Here is a 22,931-nt window from a genome sequence, read left to right as displayed (position 1 = left end):
AAGGATGTGTATGAACAGCCGTTCCCCTTTTGAAACATTTCGCTGGCATTCGGAAATATTTGCTTGCTATAGCAATGATATTGAGCAATTTGAGCGCCAGTTGTTGCAAGAAACCACTCGGCTAAGGCTAAAACCAAGAGTGCTTGGGCACATCGATGGTTGGCCGCTGCAGTTGTGGCAATCGCCATCAGCCAGAGCCGGACTGCCATCGGTATTGATCAGCAGTGGTTTTCATGGTGAGGAGGCGGCTGGCCCTTGGGGCATGTTGCATTTCATGTCTGAGCTTTCAGAAGCGCTGTTCGACCAAGTGAACCTGACGCTATTACCACTGGCCAATCCCACTGGATTCAGTAAGGGCCATCGATTTAATCGGTTTGGGGATAATCCTAATCGTGGTTATCTATCGGTGGGCGATGGTGCGCAACCCTCCGTGGAAGGAAAGTTGCTGCTAGCGCACGGACAACTCTTACAAGCGGCGAGCCGCGACGGTATCCTCACTTGCCATGAAGATGTGCTGTCACAACAAACTTATCTGTATGCTTTTGAACCTAGGCAACAGCCTGGCGCCTTTAGCCACGGATTATTGTCAGCATTGGCAAACTATTTCCCGATCACCGAAGCGCCGGCTATCGACGGTTGTCCCGTACAGGAAGGGATTATATTTAACCATTTTGATAGTTCATTTGAAGCCTGGTTGGTGCGCAGTGGTGCCAAGAATGGTGCTTGTAGCGAAACGCCAGCCAAAGCCAATTTTGACCGACGTATTCTTGCGAACAGCGCGGTGATGCAGCAGTTCATCACTGCCTTATGTGCATAAAAACACCCGCATTTAGCGGGCGCGCTCTAGGCAAGTTTAAGGATTGATACGGATAGGAATACCGCTGCGATCATCCAACACCCTTTTTAACACCAGAGAGTCGGTATCATGCTGGGCAATAAACCGGCTGATTTTTGGGGTTAACTGCAATACTGTTGGTTCTGCCGAGTTGAATTCCGCTTCTGTACGTGACAGCGGATTATGTACCTCTAACCAGCGACTGCCATCGGGTTCCAGAGATGTTTTAATGGGTTGGTTGACAAACTGCACACGGGTACCCACTGGAACAGATTTAAACAGATGTTCGATATCGTTGTTGCGTAGTCGCACACAGCCGTGGCTTACGCGTAAACCAATACCAAAACTGGCGTTGGTACCGTGAATCGCATAGAGGCGGCCAACATAAAGTGCATAGAGTCCCATAGGATTATCAGGGCCTGCTGGCCATACCGGCGGTAAAGTTTCCCCTTTCGCCGCGTACTCTTTACGCATGGCAGCGGTGGGCGTCCAGGTGGGGCCAGCTTTCTTGCGTTGTACCTTAGTGACCCAATTTTCTGGTGTATCTTTACCTAACTGACCAATACCGATAGGTAATACTTCTACGGTATTGCGCTCTTTGTGATAGTAATAAAGGCGCATTTCTGCCACGTTGATCACTATGCCTTCCATGGGGGCATCTGGCAGGATCAGTTTATGTGGGATTAACAAAGTGCTACGCGGCAGTGGCAGAAAAGGATCTACCCCAGGATTGGCTTCCAGCATGTTGGTAAGCCCTAACTGGAAATCAGCAGCAATACCCTCAAGGGTCATTTTTTTATCGGGAACAACATAATATTCGTTACGACCGATAAGACGACTGCCATCTGCAGGCAGCTTATACTCAAGCGCTACTGCATTGACACAAAATATCATCAGGCCCAGTGACAGGGCAGTACAAAACAAATTACGCATAGGATTTTTGGTTTTCACCTGCTGAAAGTAACCGCTGATTTTTACAACCCGAAGCGGGATCCTTCCCTATTTATTATGGAATTTCAACCGGGCGAAGCATTTTAGTGAAATTCTAGGGGAAACTACAGAGGTTGTGACAGATATTCTATGTACAGCATCAGGTAGTACCAACGGACATTGAAACGTCACTAAAATATCGTTAATGGATGTTAATTACCTAATTTGCGAAAAAACTGTGAAAAATTACAATGTTTGTATCTATAACGACAACTATCTGCGATGGATAATGAAAAATCTGCAGAAAAAATCATTTTAATAACTGAAAGTTATTATTGCGGCATGATATAGTCTTTCAAGTCATATTCAATGCGCCACAACGTCATCGAAAGTGACCTTTTGCGGGTTAATATCGGGCTGAATGTGTGGGAAAGGGAGGGCATTTTGGACGCAAACACGATCAACAGTATTTTTCTCATTGGTGCTCTACTCACGGCGATCAGTGTTTTGGTCAGCCCGGTCTCGTCGCGCCTGGGGATCCCAATTCTGGTCGTGTTTCTGGCAGTCGGAATTCTGGCCGGAGAAGATGGTCCTGGGGGTATCGTCTTTGATGATTACTCCACTGCCTACATGATCAGTAATCTGGCGTTGGCGGTTATTTTGCTCGACGGTGGTATGCGCACCCGCGTGGCGAGTTTTCGGGTGGCTTTATGGCCCGCACTGTCTCTGGCGACAGTGGGCGTGGTGGTAACGACCGGGCTTACTGGTATGTTGGCGGCGTGGTTGTTTAATCTACAACCTTTGCAGGGATTACTGGTAGGTGCCATTGTTGGATCTACCGATGCGGCGGCGGTGTTCAGTCTGTTGAAAGGGCGCAGCATCAACGAGCGTGTTGGCGCAACACTGGAGATTGAATCCGGTAGTAACGACCCGATGGCAGTATTTCTTACGGTCACACTGATCGCCATTCTAGCCAATGTAAATAAAGAAGGTGTATCCGCAGGATTTTTGGCACTGAATTTTGTCAAGCAGTTTGGTTTTGGTGCTTTATTTGGATTTGGTGGTGGCTGGTTGATCTGGCTGGCGGTGAACCGTACCCAATTAGCCGATGGCTTATATTCGATCCTAGTTTTGAGTGGTGGATTAATCGTCTACGCCATTTCAAACGCGCTCGGTGGCAGTGGCATTTTATCCATCTATCTGGTTGGGCTATTGCTTGGTAATCGTGCAACTCGAGGCAAACATTCGATTCTCAACGTGCTGGATGGCATGACATGGCTGGCGCAGATTGGCATGTTCCTCGTGTTAGGGCTGTTACTGACGCCTTCTGAGCTAACGGATATCTGGTTGCCTGGGCTCCTGTTGGCCTTCGGCATGATTTTTATTGCCAGGCCCATCGCGGTATGGATAAGTTTGTGGCCTTTTCGTAGTTTCCAGCCGCGAGAATTACATTTCATCTCTTGGGTCGGGTTGCGGGGCGCGGTGCCGATTATTCTGGCGGTGTTCCCTATGATGGCGGGGCTGCCTAATGCGCAGTTGTACTTTAATCTGGCATTCTTCGTGGTGCTGGTCTCGTTGTTATTACAGGGCAGTACACTGACATCCGCCGCTCGCATGGCAAAAATTGAATTACCGTCAAAGCCTGAACCAATATCTCGTTCAGGTATTGAGATATATCCGACCAGCGAATGGGAAATTTTTGTCTATCGGCTCAGTGCCAACAAGTGGTGTATTGGTGAGCCGTTGCGCCATCTGGCGATGCCGAACGGAACCCGTATTGCAGCGGTTTTTCGGCAACATGAGCTAATGCATCCGTCAGGCAGTACGCGGCTGGAAGCCGATGATATTCTGTGTGTATTGGCACAGGAAAAGGATCTGGGACCGCTCAGCCAGTTGTTCAGTGAAGCGCCGCAAAAGCAAGATCTGCCGCGTTTTTTCGGGGATTTCTTTATTGCGATGGATGTACAATTGGCGGATATGGCCCCAATTTATGGTTTCACGCTGGATGACGCCCATATCGGTATGAGCGTGGATGACCTAGTGCACGAGCAACTGAGCAGTTCTCCTGTGATTGGGGATCAATTTACTTGGCAAGGGATTGGTTGGATTGTGGCGGATGTGCAGGATGGACAGGTGATGCGCGTTGGTATTCGCCTACCTACGCCAGATCTTTAACAACGGCATCTAAGGCACCGTTGTTTCTGATCTGGTTTTTTGGCCAATAGTTACTGGTACAACGATGGGTCTGTGGGCTCTGGCCGAGTTTTAAAGCGTCGATGCAGCCACATGTATTGAGGAATATTACGGCCTATTAGCTCTTCAATAATATGGTTGCCTCGGATAGCATCCTGCAGCTCATTTTCACCTGGGAAGTTTTCCAGAGGTGCTTTAATTTCAATGGTGTAACCCGCATCGTCAGCGTTTCGCTCAACAAAGAAAGGTAAGACTCTGGCTTTGCCCAATTTGGCGAGTGTGGTGCCGCCAGTAATCGTTGCTGCATCTTTGACGGCAAAAAAGGGAATGAATACCGCGCTAGAACGGCCAAAATCCTGATCGGCGGTGTACCAGATAACATCAGGATTGCGTAGACAACGCACCATCTGACGCAAGTCGCGTTTAGGGATCAACGCCTTATTTGAGCGCAGACGGCCTCGTACCTGTAAATATTCCATTAAAGGGTTATTGTGTGGACGGTATACGCCAACGCCAGGATTAAACTGCCCAAATATACGGGCCCCCATTTCTAGTGGTAGGCAATGTACTGCAAACAGAATAACACCCTGCCCAACATCTAGGGTTTGCTGCACATACTCTTGCCCTTTGATCTGCATATGTTGCTGAATGCGGGCATCACTCCACCACCAAGCATTTATCGTGTCAAAAATTGCCTTGCCAGTCTCTTCAAAATTACGCTGTAGCAATTGCTGCTGTTGCGCAGCCGATTTTTCTGGGAAACACAGTTCCAGATTGCGCCTAGCGGTATCCACCCGGCTACCTGCTAGTTTCATTGCTAGCCGACCAATGGCGGCTCCTAACGCCATCTGCCAGCGCATTGGCAACATACTGGTGAGTTTTGCTACGCCGATACCGAGCCACAATAACCAGTATCTGGGATGTAACAAATAAGCCGAAAACTGCGCTTTTTCTACCACGTGAACCCCAAAAGTTTACAAAAAATTAGTCGGTATTCTAACGCAATTCTTGCGGAAAATTAGGTACAATCGGCTTTATTTTGCCAAGACTTGGATAAGCTGCAGATGAAAGTGACACTGCCACCTTTTGAGAAAGCGCGAGTGCTGGTTGTGGGTGATGTAATGCTGGATCGCTATTGGACCGGGCCAACGGGCCGTATTTCTCCAGAAGCCCCCGTGCCTGTGGTTAAGATTAATCAACTGGAGGACCGACCCGGTGGCGCTGCCAACGTGGCGCTAAATATTGCCGCACTGGGTGGTCAGGTCACCTTGTGTGGTATTGTCGGTAACGATGATGCAGCTACTGCCTTATCCCATGGGCTGAAGGCTCAGGGGGTGCAGCCGCAATGGTTGCAGGTGCAAGATAAACCCACAATTACCAAACTGCGGGTGCTTAGTCGCAATCAGCAACTTATTCGGCTTGATTTTGAAGAGACTTTCACTGCTCAACAAAGCCAGCAGTTGTTGGCCGATGCTTCGGTACAGCTGGATAGCTGTGACATAGTGATCCTGTCAGATTATGCGAAAGGTGCTATTGGCGATCCACGACAGTTTATTCAATTGGCGCGAGCCAAAGGGGTGCGGGTGTTAGTCGATCCCAAAGGCAGTGATTTCTCTCGCTATCAAGGGGCCACACTAATAACTCCCAATATGAGTGAGTTTGAAGCGGTAGCCGGCCCTGTTAGTTCAGAAGCTGAACTTGTGCGCAAAGCTCACGAACTGATTGCGACTTATCAGTTGGAAGCCATGCTGGTGACTCGTTCCGAGCAGGGCATGACACTTATTACTAGCAGCGGCGATGAGCTGCATATCCCAACTGTTGCCAGAGAAGTTTACGATGTGACTGGCGCCGGTGACACGGTGATCTCTGCGTTAGCTAGTGCCTTGGCCGCTGGCAGCGAAATGCCACAGGCGTGTGCCATTGCCAACACCGCCGCTGGGGTGGTGGTGGGCAAGCTTGGCACATCTACAGTCAGCCGTATTGAGCTTATTGAAGCGTTATCATTGCATCACGGTGAATCAGGTTTCGGTGTCGTCACGGAAGAACAGCTGGCTTACGCGCTGGAGCAGGCGCGGCTGCGCGGAGAAAAAGTGGTGATGACCAACGGTTGCTTTGACATCTTGCACGCTGGGCACGTGTCATATCTGAAAGAGGCGCGGGCCTTGGGTGACCGACTGATTGTTGCTGTTAATGATGATGATTCTGTGCGGCGCCTGAAAGGTGAGGGACGTCCGGTCAATAATATCAATCGCCGCATGGCAGTGCTTGCGGGCTTAGCTTCGGTAGATTGGGTTGTGCCTTTCAGCGAAGATACGCCGCAACGGATTATTGCGCGTCTGTTGCCTGATTTGTTAGTCAAGGGCGGCGATTACCGGGTCGAAGAAATTGCTGGCGGTAAAGAAGTGATCGCGGCGGGTGGTAGCGTTAAGGTGCTGGGGTTTGAGGATGGGATTTCCACCACTGCCATTATTCAGCGGATCATGGACAAACCATGATCCTGGGCGGCTTGCTGGCCTCTGCATTGTTTTGGGCCGACGTTGGGCCAAAACAAGCGCTGGTATGTCCACCAGCAGCTATCAACCAGTGTTTGAGCTGGCTACCATTAGCGGTACGTCAGCAACTCCCGAGTGATTCTACTCGCTATAGTGACGCGTTAGCCTTGTGGGCGGCAATGGCAATTCCCGTCTCTGATTCCCGTGTTGCAGGTATTGTGCTGTGGGCACCACAACAGTTGGCTGATAGCCAAAGCGCGCTATGGAATGGCCGAGTGTATCAACTGCCACTGCAACAGCAACCTTTGCTGACGTTGTGGCATGAGCTAGGGCATCTGGAAATCCACCGACTGCAGGGAACCGTGTTGCCTGCGCAACTGACGCCATTGGAACACGAGTGGTTGGCAGACTGTTATATGGTGTGGCGCAGTGTCAGAAACAGTGGCAATTTGGTGTTGGCTTGGCAACAGTATGATCGTCGCAATCTTGGAGTAATTTCCGATATTAATAATCTGTCACACTGGAGTTCGTTATATCTGTTGCCGATATTGACACGATATAGCGCAGTGCAAATCGCCGCTTTTCCTTCCTATGCCGATTTTGTTAGTGATTTCTTCCCCAATTTACAGCGTTACGATAAAGACGCGATAGCCGAGTTTTCCAGCTTGTTGCAACGGGTGTTTGGTGCCGGTAGTGTGTTGCCGTTACCCGATTACATGTTTTGGCGTCGCCCCGCGCTGGGAGCGGTATTAAAACCCACCTTGGTACGCTTGATGGGGGCAACAGCGGCTGAACATTGGTTACAACAGCAACGCATGTGGCCACAAAGCTCATCGACGGTTCAGGTAACTGAATCTGCCCTGAACAGATCTTAAAAACCCCGCCATCAAGCGGTTTTGGTGCGAGCTATCAGGATATTCCTTTGGTAAGCTTTTGTGCGGTTAACAGGAGATTTTCACCGGAGGACAACACATGGCGAAGCGATCCAAGGCGCAGACCGAACTTACCATTCAGCAGATCATGGATGAAGCATTCCGTCAAATTCTGACCATTGGCTTCGAAACCATGTCCTATTCCACCCTGGCCGATGCGCTGGGCATCAGCCGTACTGGTGTGAGCCACCATTTCCCGCGGAAAATAGATTTCCTGCTGCGGCTTAATGAGCGTATTGGCGAGCATTTTATTTCAGCACTGGATTTTTCCAGCAATGCGGCATTACAACGTTCCTGGCAGCAGGCGATGATCAGACCTGAACAACAAGCTGTTTTACGGTTATTTTTTAGCTTGTGTGGCCGTGTTGAAGATGAAATGCCGGAATTTATCGCAGTTGAACAGGCAATGCAGCAGGCAGAAGCCGTCCTCGGTTTGAGTGGGCGGGAACAGGTACAGGAGTTGTTAGGCGCCAGTGCCTTGCAGTTGTCTTCTTGTTCTTTTCTGGCAAAAGCGGCTTGAAACCCCATATAAGTGCTACCCCATAAGATTAAAGGTGTGGATCTGGAAACGGTTGTCAGGGTTATCTGACTACCGTTTTTTAATCGTTGCATCCCTATCAGAATCTGTGCTAGTGTCAAGTTATCTTAAAAACTGAGACATGGGTCACATATGAGGCGGATACAGCAAGCAATCACCCTGTGGCTGGCCAGCGTAATGCTGACCCTGTCGCTGGCTGTTATTTCTGCGCCTCAGTCGGCTATTGAGCAGCCGTTACTGTTGGCTGAACAACAGGTGCTGTTGCAGTCAGTATTGCCGGATAATCCGCTGCCAGCGTTGTTGCCGGAAAATAGCTTTGAACCCATTGAGCCGGTTATACCGCGCACCCGCACTAAACTTGTCACTCCGCGTGTTAGTGCTAGCGTATTACCTGAATCTGAATATAAACGTACCCTTCTAAAAAATTCGGTTTTCCCACAGGCGTTGACTCGTGCGCCGCCTGCCTTTGCTTGAAAATCCCTCAATATATTTAATAAATTTTGGATTCAAGCAGAGGTGTATCATGAAAACACTGCAAACTTATACTCTTAACACACTGGAAATTAACGATAATAGCTTTTCTTTAAGCGAAAATTCCCCAGCATCGGCGGCGTTGATGAATTTCAGTCATTCCACCCGTATGACGCTGCATGCCGATATGCCAGTGCCTGAGGCATACAAAATCATGGCGGCTGAAAATAGCCAGATCAATTACGTAATTAATGATCATCACGAATTGTTGGGGATCGTCAGTCGTAACTGGTTATCCAACGACAATCTAATGAAGTACACCGATAAGAGTCATGGGCCATCCTTTTGGAGCGTGTTTGACTTGATGTTGCCCATCTCTGAACTGCCAGCAGTAGATGACGCGCAGTTACAGGACGTTACCGTCCTTGATGTGCTGGAAACGTTCCGCAGTATCCAGCGGGATTTTATGTTGGTGTTGGATGGCAATGGGCAAATGCGCGGCTTGTTAAGTGCGGAAGATATTATCGGCCGTTTGGAACATGCACCGACATTCCGTGATAAAGGCGGCGAAGTGCTGGAGATTTTACGGCAGTTACGGGCAAGTCATGGGCTGGAGCAATTACAAGTGGTTAACGGCTAATTGCACTCCTTAATAAAAAACCGGTGGCATGCCACCGGTTTTTTTAGTTGTAACGCAAAGTAGTAAAATTACAATGCGTTCAGAATCGCGGTAACAGATTCTTTGGCATCGCCAAATAACATCTGGGTGTTATCCTTGAAGAACAATGGGTTCTGCACGCCCGCATAGCCAGTGTTCATCGAGCGCTTGAAAGCAATGACGTTTTGCGCTTTCCACACTTCCAATACAGGCATCCCTGCAATCGGACTACTTGGATCTTCTGCCGCCGCCGGGTTAACGGTATCGTTGGCACCAATCACCAAAACGGTATCTGTGTCTTCGAAATCATCGTTAATTTCATCCATCTCTAACACGATATCATAAGGCACTTTAGCTTCTGCTAGCAGTACATTCATATGGCCTGGCAAGCGACCCGCAACTGGGTGAATACCAAAGCGGACTTTAATGCCCATAGCGCGCAGTTTCTGGGTAATTTCGGCCACAGGATATTGTGCCTGCGCTACCGCCATCCCGTATCCGGGGGTGATGATCACTGAGCTGGAGTTCTTCAGCAGATCAGCCACTTCTTCGGCGGTAGTTTCACGATATTCACCTAGCTCTTCGTCGCTGCTGCTCGTGGCACCATCAGTACCAAAACCGCCAGCGATTACCGAGATGAATGAACGATTCATCGCCTTACACATGATGTAAGACAGAATTGCCCCTGATGAACCTACCAATGCGCCAGTCACAATCAACAGATCGTTCGACAGCATGAAGCCTGCCGCAGCGGCGGCCCAGCCAGAGTAGGAGTTCAGCATTGAGACAACCACTGGCATATCGGCACCACCGATAGAAGCCACCAGATGCCAGCCGAAGGCTAAGGCAATTAGCGTCATCAACAAGACGGCAAAGGTGCTCCCACCAACATTCACAAAGTACAGCAACAGGACAAAAGACACCACAACGGCTAGCAGGTTCAGTTTATGGCGCTGTGGCAACATCAGCGGTTTGGAGGAGATAATGCCACGCAGTTTGCCGAAAGCCACGATAGAACCTGTAAAGGTAACCGCCCCAATAAAGATGCCGAGGAAGATTTCCACTAAGTGGATATTGAGCATAGCCCCCGTTAGCTGGGCATGCTGCGCCGCTTTGGCCGCTTCTTTAAAGGCTTCGGCTGCTGCATCCAATGTTGCTTGCAGATCTGAACCGGCGGTTACGACCACGCTGGTGGTGGTTGCCGGATGCAGGTCGATAAAACTGTTGAATCCGACCAGTACGGCTGCCAGACCCACGAAGGAGTGCAGGATAGCAACCAGTTCAGGCATCTGGGTCATCTCAACTTTTAGAGCCAGCCGCACGCCAATTGCGCCGCCAATCACCATTGCCAGAATGATCCACTGTACACCTGTGGTTTCGGGGTTAAGGATAGTGGCAATCAGGGCGATCGCCATACCGGTGACCCCCAAAATATTGCCCTGTTTAGCGGTTTCCTGCTTAGAAAGTCCGGCCAAACTCAGAATAAAACACAGCGCTGCAATGATATAGGCCGCTGTTACCAGTCCTTGAGACACGATATCTTCCCCCTTAACCTTTACGGAACATCTTCAGCATGCGCTGCGTGACGGTAAAGCCACCAAAGATGTTAATACTGGCGATTAGCACAGCAAAAAAGGCCAGGCCAGTAACCAGCGCCGAACCCTGACCAATTTGCAGCAATGCACCTACTACAATAATCCCGGAGATAGCGTTAGTGACGGACATCAGCGGAGTATGCAGTGAATGTGTAACGTTCCATACTACGTAGTAGCCGACAATACAGGACAGCAGAAATACGGTGAAATGTGATAAAAACTCTGGTGGCGCAACTGACGCCACGGCACCAAAAGCAATGGCAGCCACGGCACCCAACACGTATTTCAGTTTAGATGGCGCTTTAGGCGCGGCGGCATCTTTCGCTGCCACTTTTGCTGGCTGTTGCTGTGGCGCTGCCGAAACAGAAATCTTTGGCGGTGGGAAGGTGACTTCCCCGGCCTTGATCACTGTCATATTGCGCATCACAGTATCTTCAAAGTCGATGACCGCGTTACCGTCTTTTTCTTTGCACATCAGCTTCATCAGGTTCACCAGATTGGTGCCGTAAAGCTGTGAAGACTGTGCTGGCAAGCGGCCGGGCAGATCGGTGTAGCCGATAATTTTTACCCCATTACCAGTGACAAACAGTTCACCAGGTTGGGTGTATTCACAGTTACCACCTGTGGCTGCGGCCATATCCACGATGATGGACCCCGGTTTCATGGTATCCACCATTTCTTTGGTGATCAGTCGAGGGGCCGGGCGGCCCGGGATCAGCGCAGTGGTAATGATGATATCGACTTCTTTGGCTTGTTTGGCAAACAGTTCCATTTCAGCCTTAATGAACTCTTCGCTCATCACTTTGGCATAACCGTCAGAAGAAGCGCCGTCTTCACCGCCGAAATCCAGTTTGAGGAACTCACCGCCCATCGACTCAATCTGTTCAGCCACTTCCAGACGGGTATCGAAAGCACGGACAATTGCGCCTAACGAACCGGCTGCGCCGATGGCTGCCAGACCCGCAACTCCAGCACCGATAACCAGTACTTTCGCGGGTGGCACTTTACCAGCAGCGGTGATTTGACCGGTAAAGAAACGACCAAATTCATGGGCCGCTTCAACCACTGCACGGTAACCGCCAATGTTGGCCATGGAGGACAATGCATCCATGGATTGGGCTCGAGAAATACGTGGAACCATGTCCATCGCCATCACATTGATGTTGCGCTTAGACAGTTTTTCCACCAATTCAGGGTTTTGCGCGGGCCAGACAAAACTGACTAGCGTGGCACCATCTTTCACTTTGGCAATTTCTTCATCTGTGGGTGCATTGACTTTGAAGATGAAATCCGCTTGCCACACTTCTGGTGCGACGTTGGCCCCAGCAGCTTCAAAGGCTGCATCGTCAAAGCTGGACAGCGCCCCCGCGCCCGCCTCAACGACGACTTCGAAGCCGAGTTTTTTCAATTGCTCAACGGTGGCCGGGGTCGCAGCGACTCGGGTTTCACCGGGGAGAATTTCTCTCGGTATTCCAATTTGCATGACTGATTCCTGATGATTGGTAAATAAACATCTGCCCGCGTTGTTCCGTAAGCAGGCAGATAAAAATCTGTGTGTCCGGTCAACTGAAGACAATGCAGATACCGCAGCGCGGTCACACAATGCCTGCAGCATCAGAATACTAGACTACTCTATTTTTTGAGAACCGACAGTCTTCCTTTTGCTGCACAAACAGTGCTAGGGCATTGTCGCAACTCTTTACATGGAAACAAGCACAGATTGCTTTAGCTGACTCTTTCTTGGCTGGTCGGAGCAAATAATTTGCGCTATGCCACACTTTTTTAACTTAACCACTATCAATCTCATATTCAAAAAAAATATAAAAAATTAAATATTATTCTTTTTTGACTTTCTCTGTGACAGATAAGCTTGCGATTATCTGTTTGTCTCAAGGCTCCGCTGCATGTCATTAAAAGAACTCTCACCACTGGCGTCACCCTTGTCGGTTTCTCAGGTCGCTCAACTACAGCAATTTGCCAGTGAGTTAACACCGTTACAGCAGGCGTGGGTGAGTGGCTATCTCGCGGCCAGCGCTGGCGCTGCTTCACCTATATCGGCATCTGCGCAAACACAGCCCGGTTATACCTTAACTATTCTGTATGGCAGTCAGACGGGCAATGGCCGCGGGATTGCCAGCCAATTGGCAGCGCAGGCGAGCGCGCAAGGTTATGCGGTAAACCTCAGTGCTATGGGAGACTATAACGCACGTTCTCTCAAGCAAGAGCGGTTACTGGTGGTGATCGTCAGCACTCAAGGTGAAGGAGAAGCTCCTGACGATGCCATTGAGTTACACAAGTTTTTGGCATCAAAGCGAGCACCAAGACTCGAACAGTTGCATTACGCTGTGCTGGCACTGGGTGACTCATCCTATGAATTTTTCTGTCAGACCGGTAAAGAGTTTGATGAGCGATTGGCAGCGTTGGGCGCTCAGTCGCTGTTAGCGCGCGTTGATTGCGATGTGGACTATCAGCAAGCTGTTGAACAATGGCAGCAGCAATTGCTAACAGCGGTGCAGCCTCACTTACAATCATCAGCGCAGGTGGTTGCTATCGATAGTGCCAAACAGGCAAGTGCCTCCGCCGTCTTTAGCAAGCAGCAACCATACGAAGCGGAGATCCTGCTCAGCCAGAAGATTACCGGGCGTGATTCGATAAAAGATACCAGACACATCGAAATTGATTTGGGCGAATCGGGCATTCAGTATCAACCTGGCGATGCCCTTGGAGTGTATTTCAGCAACTACGCGACATTAGTGGATGAACTGCTCTCAAGCCTCCAGCTTGATGGTGAAACCACAGTTGCCATCCAGCAGCAAGAATATAGTCTGCGTCAGGCACTGACCGAGGTAAAAGAGCTGACACAGTTGTATCCGGGATTGGTGCAATTCTGGGCCGAACACAGCGCAAGCGAAGAATTGCAAGCAATTGCCGCTGACCGCGAGCAAACCAGGTTATTTATCAAACATCATCAGTTAGCGGATCTGCAACGCTTGTATCCCATCACTCAGGTTGACGCCCAACATCTTGTCGATGTGCTGCGGCCTATCACCCCGCGCCTGTATTCCATCGCTTCCAGCCAACGTGAAGTCGATACTGAAGTGCATCTGACCGTCGGGTTAGTTGCGGAGTTACGAGATGGCATTCTGCGTTATGGCGCCGCTTCTGGTTTTCTGGCGCGCGCCCAAGAAGGGCAGAAACTGCGGGTTTATGTGGAAGCAAACAAACATTTCCGTTTGCCGACGGAACCTGACACGCCAGTGATCATGATTGGCCCCGGTACCGGTGTGGCGCCGTTCCGCGCCTTTATGCAGGAGCGGGCAGCCCAAGGGATAACCGCTGACAGCTGGTTATTCTTTGGCAATCCTCACTTTGAACAGGATTTTCTGTATCAGACCGAGTGGCAACAATACCTCAAAAATGGCCAGCTAAGCCGAATTTCTTTGGCTTTTTCCCGCGATCAGCAACAGAAAATTTATGTGCAACAACGGATCCGTGAACAAGGTGAGGATGTGTGGCAGTGGCTGCAACGTGGTGCTTACCTGTATCTGTGTGGCGATGCCGAGCGCATGGCAAAGGATGTGCAGCAGGCTTTACTGGATGTGGTGGTGACACACGGCGGTTTGGCCGTCGAGGCGGCCACTGAATATCTGGAAAATCTGCGGTTGCAGGGGCGTTTCCAAAAAGACGTTTACTGAGTGCTATGGTCAGCGCTGTGCTAATGGGCCGGCTGACATCAAAGAGAGTGAGTTATGAGCGAGCCAAAATTATCAGCCAATGAGCGTATTAAAAGTCACAGTCAGCATCTGCGCGGCACCATTAAGCAGGGATTAGCGACTGATGTTACCGGCGCCTTCAGCGAGGACGATCAGCAACTGATCAAATTCCACGGTTTCTACCAGCAGGATGACCGCGATCTGCGGAATGAGCGTAAAGAGCAAAAACTGGAGCCACTTTACAGCTTTATGTTGCGGGCTCGAGTTCCTGGTGGCGTGTGCACGCCACAGCAGTGGTTGGAAGTCGACCGTATTGCATCCGAGCTGACCACCTCCAATAGCATTCGCTTGACGACACGCCAGACCTTTCAGTATCACGGTATTCCCAAGCGCAATTTGAAAACCATTATTCAAGGGCTGGATCGTAAAGCGCTGGATTCCATTGCCGCCTGTGGTGATGTTAACCGTAACGTGATGTGTAATCCTAATCCGGTGCAATCCAAACTGCATCAGCAGGCTTATTACTGGGCTAAAAAGCTGTCGGACCATATGTTGCCGCACTCCAAGGCCTATGCCGAGATCTGGTTGGATGACGAAAAACTGCTGAGTACCGAAACGGAAGCAGAACCGCTTTATGGTAACACCTATCTGCCACGTAAATTCAAAATGGCAGTGGCCGTGCCACCGGATAACGATGTGGATGTCTATACCAACGACTTTGGCCTGATTGCGATTGCTGAAAACGAGGAACTGGTTGGGTTTAACTTAGTTGCTGGTGGCGGCATGGGGTCGACCCATGGTGAGGTGGAAACCTTCCCACGATTGGCCGATGATTTTGGTTTTATCCGCGCCGAAGACACCATTAAGTTTGCGGAAGCGGTAATGACGTTACAACGGGACTGGGGCAATCGCAGTAACCGTAAACGCGCGCGCCTGAAATACACCATCGTCGATCGCGGTTTTGCGGCATTTAAAGCGGAAGTCGAAAACCGTGCAGGAGTGAAGTTTCAGCCCAAGCGTGAAGTGGTTATCGGCGATCGCGGCGATCGTTATGGCTGGGCCAAAGGTGTCGATAACCAATGGCATCTGACACTGTTTATCGAAGGCGGCCGCATCAAGGATCTCCCCGGAAAAACACTGCAAACCGGTTTGCGGGAGATTGCCAAAATCCATCAGGGGGATTTTCGCATGACCGCCAACCAGAACATTATCATCGCTGGGGTGGCAGACGGGGCCAAACAACAGATTGAAGACCTCGCCCGTCAACACGGTTTACTGGGAGAAGTGATCAGTGCCAGCCGCGGGCATTCCATCGCCTGCGTGGCATTGCCAACCTGTCCGCTAGCGATGGCGGAAGCAGAACGTTATTTCCCGGAACTCATGGATAAAATTGAGGCGCTGCAACATAAACATTATATTGCCGAGCAGCCGATTGTTGTGCGTATGACCGGCTGTCCTAATGGTTGTGCTCGCCCATTTGCCGCAGAAATCGGTTTAGTGGGCAAGGCACCAGGACGCTACAACCTGTATTTGGGCGCAAGTTTCGAGGGCACCCGGCTCAATAAAATGTATCGAGAAAATATTCAGGAAGCGGAAATATTAAGCGAACTGGATGGGTTATTCGCACGTTATGCTGTTGAACGTAATGCTGGCGAACACTTTGGCGATTTCGTGGTGCGCGTTGGTGTTGTTAAGGCGGTGCTGGACGCGGCTAAGGATTTCCATGGCTGAAGTTCATTCACCACTAACGGCCGCTCAGCTAACTGCGTTATTGCGAGCGGATGAAACTGAGCAGCAGCGGCAACTGGCGGCTATCAATCTTTTCCTTGGGCAATTAACGCCTGCGCAGCGTGTTCAGTGGGCGTTAGATTATTTGCCGGGAAATCATGCGCTTTCCTCAAGTTTTGGCATCCAGGCAGCGGTCATGTTGCATCTGGTCAGTAGTATCAGCGCTGATGTGCCAGTGATCCTTACCGACACCGGTTATCTGTTTCCAGAAACCTATCAGTTTATTGATGAGCTGACTGACCGACTGCACTTGAATCTTAAGGTGTATCGCTCGGAATTGACGCCAGCCTGGCAAGAGGCACGCTTTGGCAAACTGTGGGAAAAAGGGCTAGAGGGGCTTGAGTTTTATAATCGCATCAACAAAGTCGAGCCGATGAAACGGGCACTGGCAGAGTTGCAGGTAGGCACTTGGTTTGCGGGGTTGCGGCATAGCCAGGCATCTACCCGAGAAGCGCTGCCGTTGCTGGCGATTCATGGCCGTCACTACAAGCTGTTGCCTATCGTTGAGTGGAGCAATCGCGATGTGCACTATTATCTGCAACAGCACGAACTGCCTTACCACCCCTTGTGGTACCAAAATTATGTGTCAGTAGGGGATACCCATTCTAGCCAACCACTTCAGCCTGGAATGAGCGAAGAGGAAACCCGTTTCAATGGCCTTAAACGGGAATGTGGCCTGCATTTTGAAATCTAAAGGCAGAATAAACAGTGCGTTAATGGTGATGCTGCAATCGTTATCGCTTGTCAAACAAACGGGAGGCAGGTTGTTTACAGCGTTATCCATAAACATTATGTCTTCTCGTGTGGGAAACGAGGCCCACCGTTAGCCGTCTAGGCTAAACGCTGGCGGGCAAGGTCGATACGGGCCTTTGACGATAAGCTGATGTTGAAGGTGATAACTGCGCTATTGACCTGCGCGCCGCTTTAATTGACTTGCCGACCACGATTGCCCGCGTTTTTTACTGTCCTAACTGGCTGAGACTGGGCCGTGTTCGATTATTGTCCCGTGGGCGTTTTTGTAAAATGTAGCCTTAGCGCCTGTAACAATTTGGACCATGGTAATGTTTGTGGTAGTGGCAGTTGCAGATCTGGCGTGGTGCCTTTACCCGATAGTAAGTTACCGTATTGGTCATATACCAGTGAGGCACTGATACTCACGGTAATTTCGCTGGCTGGCAGCCTGAAATCATGTTTGCGCGCTAAATCGCCAGAAGTGGAATCGCCAATCAGCAATGTTTTACGCCAGCCCTTAGCATAGTAAGCCAACCACTCACATTCATGGCGACATCCCGGCCCAATTAACAGCAGCAATTGCTGTGTCGCTAGCGGCACCACATCCTTGGGGGTAACCATCGGTGGCCGAGCATACCATTGACTGAGTTCTGGTTGTGGTTGGCGGCTTAATACTGCACTGATTGGCGGAAATAACTGAAAGTGATTTAACGGTACGTACCCCAAAGGATTGAGAAAGTCACTGCGTAGCTGCGATGCCCGACGATAACGAGCATATCCCATTGGCTGCGAGGCGGGATATTGTCGGCCCTTAGCTAGCAGTTGTAGTAGCACTGGGCTGAAACCACTGGTTTGTCGCATATCTAGGATCAGCGTTTTGGCCTGTAATGCCTTTTGGAAATCCCGCTGTAGTTGCCGATCGTTCTCCAGCCTATCCAGATCGCCAAAACGGAATAATTCAGTTTCTGTATCCAACCACTGCCACTGGCTGATTGCCGGATTGCGTTTAGTCGTCAGCTTATATCTGATGGGCAGTTCAATATTTACGGTGTCGACGTTATGACCTGTCAGCGTTAAGGTGACGGTGTCTTTGTCGCGTAGTCCGAGTTCCTGTCGCAGTACCTGTAACTGTTGCAGCAGCGGTGCCAGCGGCTGTTTTGGTGTCGCCATAGTGCTTGCTGCTTGCAGCCACAGCGCTATCGGTAATCCATCGATATGACTCAGAAATGGGCGTGATAAATCTAGTGGTTGTCCGCTATCATCCAGTGCCAGCCACTGTTGTTGCATCTGTTGCACAGTGATTGGCAGTAATGCCGAGGCTAAGGGCAACGCTGAAACACTGGCACCTGGATCGTCTATCAGACTCACCAGTTTACGGACCTCGGTATTAAAACGATTAAGGCTAATATTTTGAGGATAGCGTGCGGTGATTTGACTTACCCGTTGCTGCAATAGCTTGAGGCGGTCGGGTCGTAGTACCACAAAAGCTGAATAATCACTCAACTGTTGTTGTAATAGCTGAAGATCCAACACCATTTGTTCGTGAGTCAACACACCTTGAGGTAATGGTCGTTGCAGTACAAATCGCAATAGTTGCAGGCTGCTAATCAACAGCATCAGCAAAAATAGATAAAAAATCTCCCTGAAGCCAGACCTCATTGCCATTGCAGCGTTGTTACCTCGTGTTACAGCAAATCGTTAAGAGCCACACCTATGCCCAAACGTTCCGTATGAGCGTTGTAGTCGATGAGACTTTCACCATAGCCATTGAAGTACTGCGCGTAGAACCGCAGATTTCCCAAAATCGGATAACTCCAGGTCAGTTGCACGGCACCACGGTTGTCACTGGTGTTGAGATTATTCCGCAGCATCACACTGAACCGATGTTTCCCAGGGCCATATAACCCGGTTAATTCAAAATTACCCATATAGTCATTTATATCTGGGTTGTCATCCCCCTCGGGATCACCGGCATATTGCTTATCGCTTTCTGGAATACGCCACCAGACGTTGAGTGATATCGCCATCGGTCCTTTATCAAAAATCATGTTGCCATAGATGCGGTTCCAACTGCGTGACAGCAATCCCGAACGCCCGTTAGATTGATGCACAACACCAAATCCCCAGAAGGAGTTGGTAAAGTCGCCGATTTTCCAATCATTGTTGAACAACATAAACAGCTCTGGTTCATGATTGGTTTCTCTGAAAGGTGATGAGCTGTCTTTGTTATATACCTGCCACCAGGATTGATTGGTATAGGCGAAAAACAGATGACCATTATTGCCAAAGATGTTGTAGGCTAACGGAAATTTAAAACTGATCTGAAATTTTGCTTCCACATGATCGAGACTGTAGCCTTGTTGTTCCATATCTTCGACAAATGGCTTGCTGTTAGGCGATGAACTGTAAGTAACGGGGAGGAAATAGTTGACCTTATGCGGCATGATAACAAACGGATTATCAGACGCTTTCAGTTCCTGATTAACTCTCTGCTCCACTAAAGATGTCTGGTTTTCTCCATCGTCAGCTGCGAGTGTTTGGTAGCTGCATAGCGCACTGCTGAATCCAAGAATCGAAGCGGCGAAATATGGAAAATTCATGCGTCCTTTCTCCCTGAGACCTATCAATAGTTAAGCGTGCGTCAGCAGTGTAGCATTGAAAATAATTGGTTTAACAGTCGCTTGAATTTACGTCGGGGATTGCAGCTTGACGAACATGGTAAATGCAACTGCCATCGTAACAACTAATAGCGGCTTTAAATAACCAATAGGCATAAAAACTAATAATTATATATTTAATAAAGAATATTTAAGCCGCTATATTGCCGCTAATGACAAGCGGGGTTCATCGATATGGCGTTACTACATCTAGCCGATGCACAGGTTAAAGGAAAAGTTTATCTGGTGGGGGCCGGCCCTGGCGATCCTGAACTGCTGACCCTCAAAGCCTGGCGGCTTTTGAAAAGCGCCGATGTGGTTCTTTATGATGCGTTAGTGAGTGAGCAGATCCTGTCACTACTCCCGGCGTCGGCTGAAAAAATTGCTGTGGGTAAACGTGCTGGTAGCCATAGTGCTTCTCAGCAGCAAATCAACCAATTGTTAGTTGCTAAAGCTTATAGCCGTGAACGGGTAGTACGTCTGAAGGGTGGTGATCCGTTTATTTTTGGTCGTGGTGGTGAAGAACTGCAAGCGTTAGCCGCCGCTGGTATCCGCTTTGAAGTCGTGCCCGGAATCACCGCTGCCAGTGGTGCTGCAGCATATGCGGGTATTCCGCTTACCCATCGTGACCTCGCGCGATCGGTAACTTTTATCACCGGCCATTGCCAGCGTCCCGGTATGCCAGTCGACTGGCGTCAATACTGTGATGCCGATATGACGTTGGTAGTGTATATGGGAATACTCAACGCCACGGCTATCCGTGATGGTCTGTTAGCGGCAGGGCGGGCGGCTGATACACCGGTGGCGCTGGTGTCTTGTGCCAGCACGCCACGGCAACAGTGTTTTCTCGGGACGTTAAACGAACTCGGGACATTAGCCAGCCATCCACAGTTAGAAATGCCAGCACTGATGGTGATAGGTCAGGTTGCTAGTCTCGCTGCACAGCTCAATTGGTTTGAACCTCAGGCAATGACTGTGCCCGCAGCTCTGGCACAATGACCTATCACAACTGTTAGTTGACCTGGAAATCCTGTTGGAGCAAGGTCTTTAAGGCATCAACGTACGCCAGATCTTGCCGCGGAGGTACCAATTGCGCCAGTTCTTCACCAATGGCGGTGAAGCGGTAATAGCCAAACAGCAGATGATTATTTTTCGGTGTAATCGTCAGCTGTTGCTGGTTTAACTGTAATGTCATGGCCTGTTTTGCAGGCAAGATGCCCGTTTCAAATTCACTCTTGTGAATGAGGCCAGCGTCCATAAGTGTTAGCAAGTTAGAGTAAGGCAGACCAAACTGCGACAATCCCAGATTTACTGCACTGTGTTTACGGAAATATTGTCCTAACCCTCCGGCAACACGGTAGTTGCCTAGTAGCTTGCCTCGCTGTTCATTATTGATTTTTACCGTCATTCCTAGGGCTTTTTCCATTAACTGTGCCTCTCGCAGTGTCAGTTGCTGCAATGTCGCTAACGTGCGTAGACTAAAGTTGCCTGGGTTTACCGTTTCACTGGCAAGGATCCTGCCCCAAAGATCCTGCATTTTGCGATTATGGATCTGCTCCGCCATCTGGAAAAACTGATGGATCCAGTCTGGATCCAGTTCTGCCCCCGCTACCTCTGAAGAGGAATAGCTCAACGCCATCGCATAGATATTTTCCAGATTCTGCTGATATTGTTGTTGCTGCTGGGCTAAGCGGAAACTGGCGCGTTGCCCTAAGGTAGCGCTGGCAGGATGATAATCTTGTTCGGATGCTAGCCCCAACAGATGCCCGAGCCGCAGCACTTTTTTACGTGCGGACATGTCTAGCGCATTTTCGACCTGAGGTGCATCATTCAGCTGACGGTTTTCTGCCATAGCATCATTCTGGATTAAGCTTGATATGGCTTACTATAAGCGGAAAGGGCGGTCTGCTGTCCAGATCTCTGCAGCAATTTGCGCGGATGAACCTCAAGCTGTCACAAGCATTATTTATTTTGTGAACTGCTTTTAATTAATGACTTTTACTGGACACCACTGCCAATGCTCGTGATCTGATTCATGAAATCTATGGCATTATTTCCCTACCATTATCTATAGCTAACAGATTGAACATACAGGTGTTAAGGTGAACAAAACCCTCATTCTATTTTCCAGCGTGCATGGGCAAACCCGTAAAATATGTGAATTTATGGCCAAACGCTTACAGCAGCAGGGGCAGGATGTGACCTTGGCGGCCATTAGTGAAGCGCCGGAATTGGGGGAATTTGACCGTATTCTGATCGGTGCCAGTATCCGCCATGGCAAACATAATTCCGCCGTTTATGATTTTATTCGCCAGCATCAGGCGCTTCTGGACACTAAGCCTAATGGCTTTTTTTCGGTGAGCTTAGTGGCCCGTAAACCAGCGAAAAATACTCCGGAAACCAACCCTTATATGCAAGCTTTTCTTGCTAAATCCGGTTGGCGGCCGAAGTTGTTGGCGGTGTTCGGCGGTAATCTGAATTATCAGGGATATGATGCGATGGATCGTAATATTATCCGTTTCATCATGTGGATAACGAAAGGGCCAACAGATCCGAACACCTGCGTGGAATATACCGACTGGCAGAAAGTCGCCGCGTTTACCGATAAGTTTGCGACTGCAGCATAGGAGCTAATAATGAATAGCCTGTTGGCCTTGTATCAACGGTTGCAACATTTGTTGCTGATGGTGCTTTGCATCTTCCTGTTGGCAGAAGGTGGGCAGTTGGTCATGTTACGCGCTCTACCTGCGAATCCGGGGTTCTGGAACCTGAGTCATGTTTGGCTGGGGTTTGTATGCTGTGTTGTCGCTACGACCTTTTTTATCAGCAACATCATTGGCGGTAGCTGGCGCCAGTACTTTGGCGTGTTTGTCGGGAACTGGCAGCCGCTATGGCATGATCTTAACGGCCTGAGACTTGGTCGAATTCCAGCAGCTGGTGGGGTCGGTCTGTTCAGTCTGGTGGAAGGATTGACTATGGTGGCGCTATTGGCAGTCTGCTTTAGCGGTGGTATGTGGTTTTTTGAGCAGGGCAGTAACGAAGCGCTGTTCTGGCGAAGTTGGCACCATTCGTTTGTTTATCTGTTTATCACCTTACTGATCTTGCACGTAGTGTGTGCACTTAGTCACCTACTTGATCTTATCCGCGATTGATTTACCTGCCGCATTAACAGAACAACATTATCTCGTCATCGGTGCTAAAGTTGCCTTCTTTGATGAATGTTAAATATGTTAATTTTTGATGTGTTTAATCATATCTTTTATGACATGTTTTTAGGCGGTTGCAGTTGTTTTTTTAGCCGTAAAAATACTTTTATATACTAAATTTGAATAAATTTTCGTTAAATTTGGTTATTTTAAATGTATTTGAGTCTGTTTGTTGCGCTTTTATATATATT

General features: G+C 49.4%; 20 protein-coding genes. 13 read left to right on the top strand and 7 right to left on the bottom strand.

Going from position 1 to position 22,931, the window contains the following annotated elements; genetic code table 11:
* The first annotated feature begins 10 nt into the window (after window positions 1–10).
* The gene (locus tag J3L11_RS04365) at window positions 11–817 is read left to right on the top strand and encodes a M14 family metallocarboxypeptidase (RefSeq protein WP_133037861.1); all 807 of its coding nucleotides are present in this window, start codon (window positions 11–13) and stop codon (window positions 815–817) included.
* Window positions 818–853: 36 nt separating this feature from the next.
* Here the strand turns inward: J3L11_RS04365 and J3L11_RS04360 are convergent, their stop codons facing one another.
* The gene (locus tag J3L11_RS04360) at window positions 854–1,768 is read right to left on the bottom strand and encodes a L,D-transpeptidase family protein (protein WP_133037983.1); all 915 of its coding nucleotides are present in this window, start codon (window positions 1,766–1,768) and stop codon (window positions 854–856) included.
* A gap of 441 nt (window positions 1,769–2,209) precedes the next feature.
* Between J3L11_RS04360 and J3L11_RS04355 the strand changes: the two genes are divergently transcribed.
* Entirely contained in the window at window positions 2,210–3,940 is a 1,731-nt protein-coding gene (locus tag J3L11_RS04355) for a potassium/proton antiporter (protein WP_207570245.1), read from the top strand.
* 50 nt (window positions 3,941–3,990) lie between these two features.
* On the opposite strand, the gene J3L11_RS04350 is transcribed toward J3L11_RS04355, so the two are convergent.
* On the bottom strand, window positions 3,991–4,917 hold the full coding sequence (locus J3L11_RS04350; protein ID WP_133037859.1) for an LpxL/LpxP family Kdo(2)-lipid IV(A) lauroyl/palmitoleoyl acyltransferase: 927 nt from the start codon (window positions 4,915–4,917) through the stop codon (window positions 3,991–3,993).
* Between the two features lie 105 nt (window positions 4,918–5,022).
* Between J3L11_RS04350 and hldE the strand changes: the two genes are divergently transcribed.
* The 5 genes from hldE to J3L11_RS04325 all read left to right on the top strand — a co-directional run bounded on the left by hldE (window position 5,023) and on the right by J3L11_RS04325 (window position 9,031).
* Window positions 5,023–6,453, top strand: coding sequence for a bifunctional D-glycero-beta-D-manno-heptose-7-phosphate kinase/D-glycero-beta-D-manno-heptose 1-phosphate adenylyltransferase HldE (gene hldE, locus J3L11_RS04345; RefSeq protein WP_133037858.1), 1,431 nt, complete (start codon window positions 5,023–5,025; stop codon window positions 6,451–6,453).
* The gene (locus tag J3L11_RS04340) at window positions 6,450–7,325 is read left to right on the top strand and encodes a hypothetical protein (RefSeq protein ID WP_207570244.1); all 876 of its coding nucleotides are present in this window, start codon (window positions 6,450–6,452) and stop codon (window positions 7,323–7,325) included. Before hldE ends, J3L11_RS04340 begins: the two co-directional genes overlap by 4 nt.
* A 97-nt stretch (window positions 7,326–7,422) precedes the next feature.
* Complete coding sequence (locus J3L11_RS04335; RefSeq protein ID WP_133037857.1) at window positions 7,423–7,902, top strand: TetR family transcriptional regulator; 480 nt, start codon at window positions 7,423–7,425, stop codon at window positions 7,900–7,902.
* A gap of 150 nt (window positions 7,903–8,052) precedes the next feature.
* Complete coding sequence (locus J3L11_RS04330; RefSeq protein WP_133037856.1) at window positions 8,053–8,394, top strand: hypothetical protein; 342 nt, start codon at window positions 8,053–8,055, stop codon at window positions 8,392–8,394.
* A 49-nt stretch (window positions 8,395–8,443) separates the two neighbouring features.
* Window positions 8,444–9,031 (top strand): CBS domain-containing protein, encoded by a 588-nt coding sequence (locus J3L11_RS04325; RefSeq protein WP_133037855.1) that lies wholly within the window; start codon window positions 8,444–8,446, stop codon window positions 9,029–9,031.
* 68 nt (window positions 9,032–9,099) lie between these two features.
* Here the strand turns inward: J3L11_RS04325 and pntB are convergent, their stop codons facing one another.
* Together pntB and J3L11_RS04315 are read right to left on the bottom strand one after the other, a co-directional pair.
* Entirely contained in the window at window positions 9,100–10,584 is a 1,485-nt protein-coding gene (gene pntB, locus J3L11_RS04320) for a Re/Si-specific NAD(P)(+) transhydrogenase subunit beta (protein ID WP_133037854.1), read from the bottom strand.
* Between the two features lie 13 nt (window positions 10,585–10,597).
* A complete protein-coding gene (locus J3L11_RS04315; RefSeq protein ID WP_207570243.1) occupies window positions 10,598–12,127 on the bottom strand; it encodes a Re/Si-specific NAD(P)(+) transhydrogenase subunit alpha in 1,530 nt (509 codons plus the stop codon).
* 421 nt (window positions 12,128–12,548) lie between these two features.
* Here J3L11_RS04315 and J3L11_RS04310 point away from each other — a divergent pair, with 421 nt between their 5' ends.
* The 3 genes from J3L11_RS04310 to J3L11_RS04300 are packed head-to-tail and all read left to right on the top strand — an operon-like array spanning window position 12,549 to window position 16,839.
* The gene (locus J3L11_RS04310; protein WP_207570242.1) at window positions 12,549–14,339 is read left to right on the top strand and encodes an assimilatory sulfite reductase (NADPH) flavoprotein subunit; all 1,791 of its coding nucleotides are present in this window, start codon (window positions 12,549–12,551) and stop codon (window positions 14,337–14,339) included.
* Between the two features lie 54 nt (window positions 14,340–14,393).
* A complete protein-coding gene (gene cysI / locus J3L11_RS04305; RefSeq protein WP_207570241.1) occupies window positions 14,394–16,088 on the top strand; it encodes an assimilatory sulfite reductase (NADPH) hemoprotein subunit in 1,695 nt (564 codons plus the stop codon).
* Complete coding sequence (locus tag J3L11_RS04300) at window positions 16,081–16,839, top strand: phosphoadenylyl-sulfate reductase (RefSeq protein ID WP_207570240.1); 759 nt, start codon at window positions 16,081–16,083, stop codon at window positions 16,837–16,839. Before cysI ends, J3L11_RS04300 begins: the two co-directional genes overlap by 8 nt.
* Window positions 16,840–17,141: 302 nt before the next feature.
* Here J3L11_RS04300 and J3L11_RS04295 read toward each other — a convergent pair whose 3' ends face one another.
* A complete protein-coding gene (locus tag J3L11_RS04295) occupies window positions 17,142–18,542 on the bottom strand; it encodes a S41 family peptidase (RefSeq protein ID WP_207570239.1) in 1,401 nt (466 codons plus the stop codon).
* A gap of 20 nt (window positions 18,543–18,562) precedes the next feature.
* A complete protein-coding gene (locus tag J3L11_RS04290; RefSeq protein WP_189618210.1) occupies window positions 18,563–19,477 on the bottom strand; it encodes a phospholipase A in 915 nt (304 codons plus the stop codon).
* Window positions 19,478–19,729: 252 nt separating this feature from the next.
* Here J3L11_RS04290 and cobA point away from each other — a divergent pair, with 252 nt between their 5' ends.
* Entirely contained in the window at window positions 19,730–20,533 is an 804-nt protein-coding gene (cobA, locus tag J3L11_RS04285; RefSeq protein WP_207570238.1) for a uroporphyrinogen-III C-methyltransferase, read from the top strand.
* Between the two features lie 13 nt (window positions 20,534–20,546).
* Here cobA and J3L11_RS04280 read toward each other — a convergent pair whose 3' ends face one another.
* On the bottom strand, window positions 20,547–21,386 hold the full coding sequence (locus tag J3L11_RS04280) for a TIGR03899 family protein (protein ID WP_207570237.1): 840 nt from the start codon (window positions 21,384–21,386) through the stop codon (window positions 20,547–20,549).
* Between the two features lie 250 nt (window positions 21,387–21,636).
* Here J3L11_RS04280 and hemG point away from each other — a divergent pair, with 250 nt between their 5' ends.
* On the top strand, window positions 21,637–22,161 hold the full coding sequence (gene hemG, locus J3L11_RS04275) for a menaquinone-dependent protoporphyrinogen IX dehydrogenase (RefSeq protein WP_207570236.1): 525 nt from the start codon (window positions 21,637–21,639) through the stop codon (window positions 22,159–22,161).
* Window positions 22,162–22,170: 9 nt separating this feature from the next.
* Window positions 22,171–22,686, top strand: a complete 516-nt coding sequence (locus J3L11_RS04270; RefSeq protein ID WP_207570235.1) for a cytochrome b/b6 domain-containing protein — start codon at window positions 22,171–22,173, stop codon at window positions 22,684–22,686.
* The last annotated feature ends 245 nt before the right edge of the window (window positions 22,687–22,931 follow it).

This window comes from Shewanella sp. 4t3-1-2LB, assembly GCF_017368415.1.
GTDB classification, from domain to species: domain Bacteria; phylum Pseudomonadota; class Gammaproteobacteria; order Enterobacterales; family Shewanellaceae; genus Shewanella; species Shewanella fodinae.
This window is presented reverse-complemented; position numbering and strand designations above follow the sequence as displayed.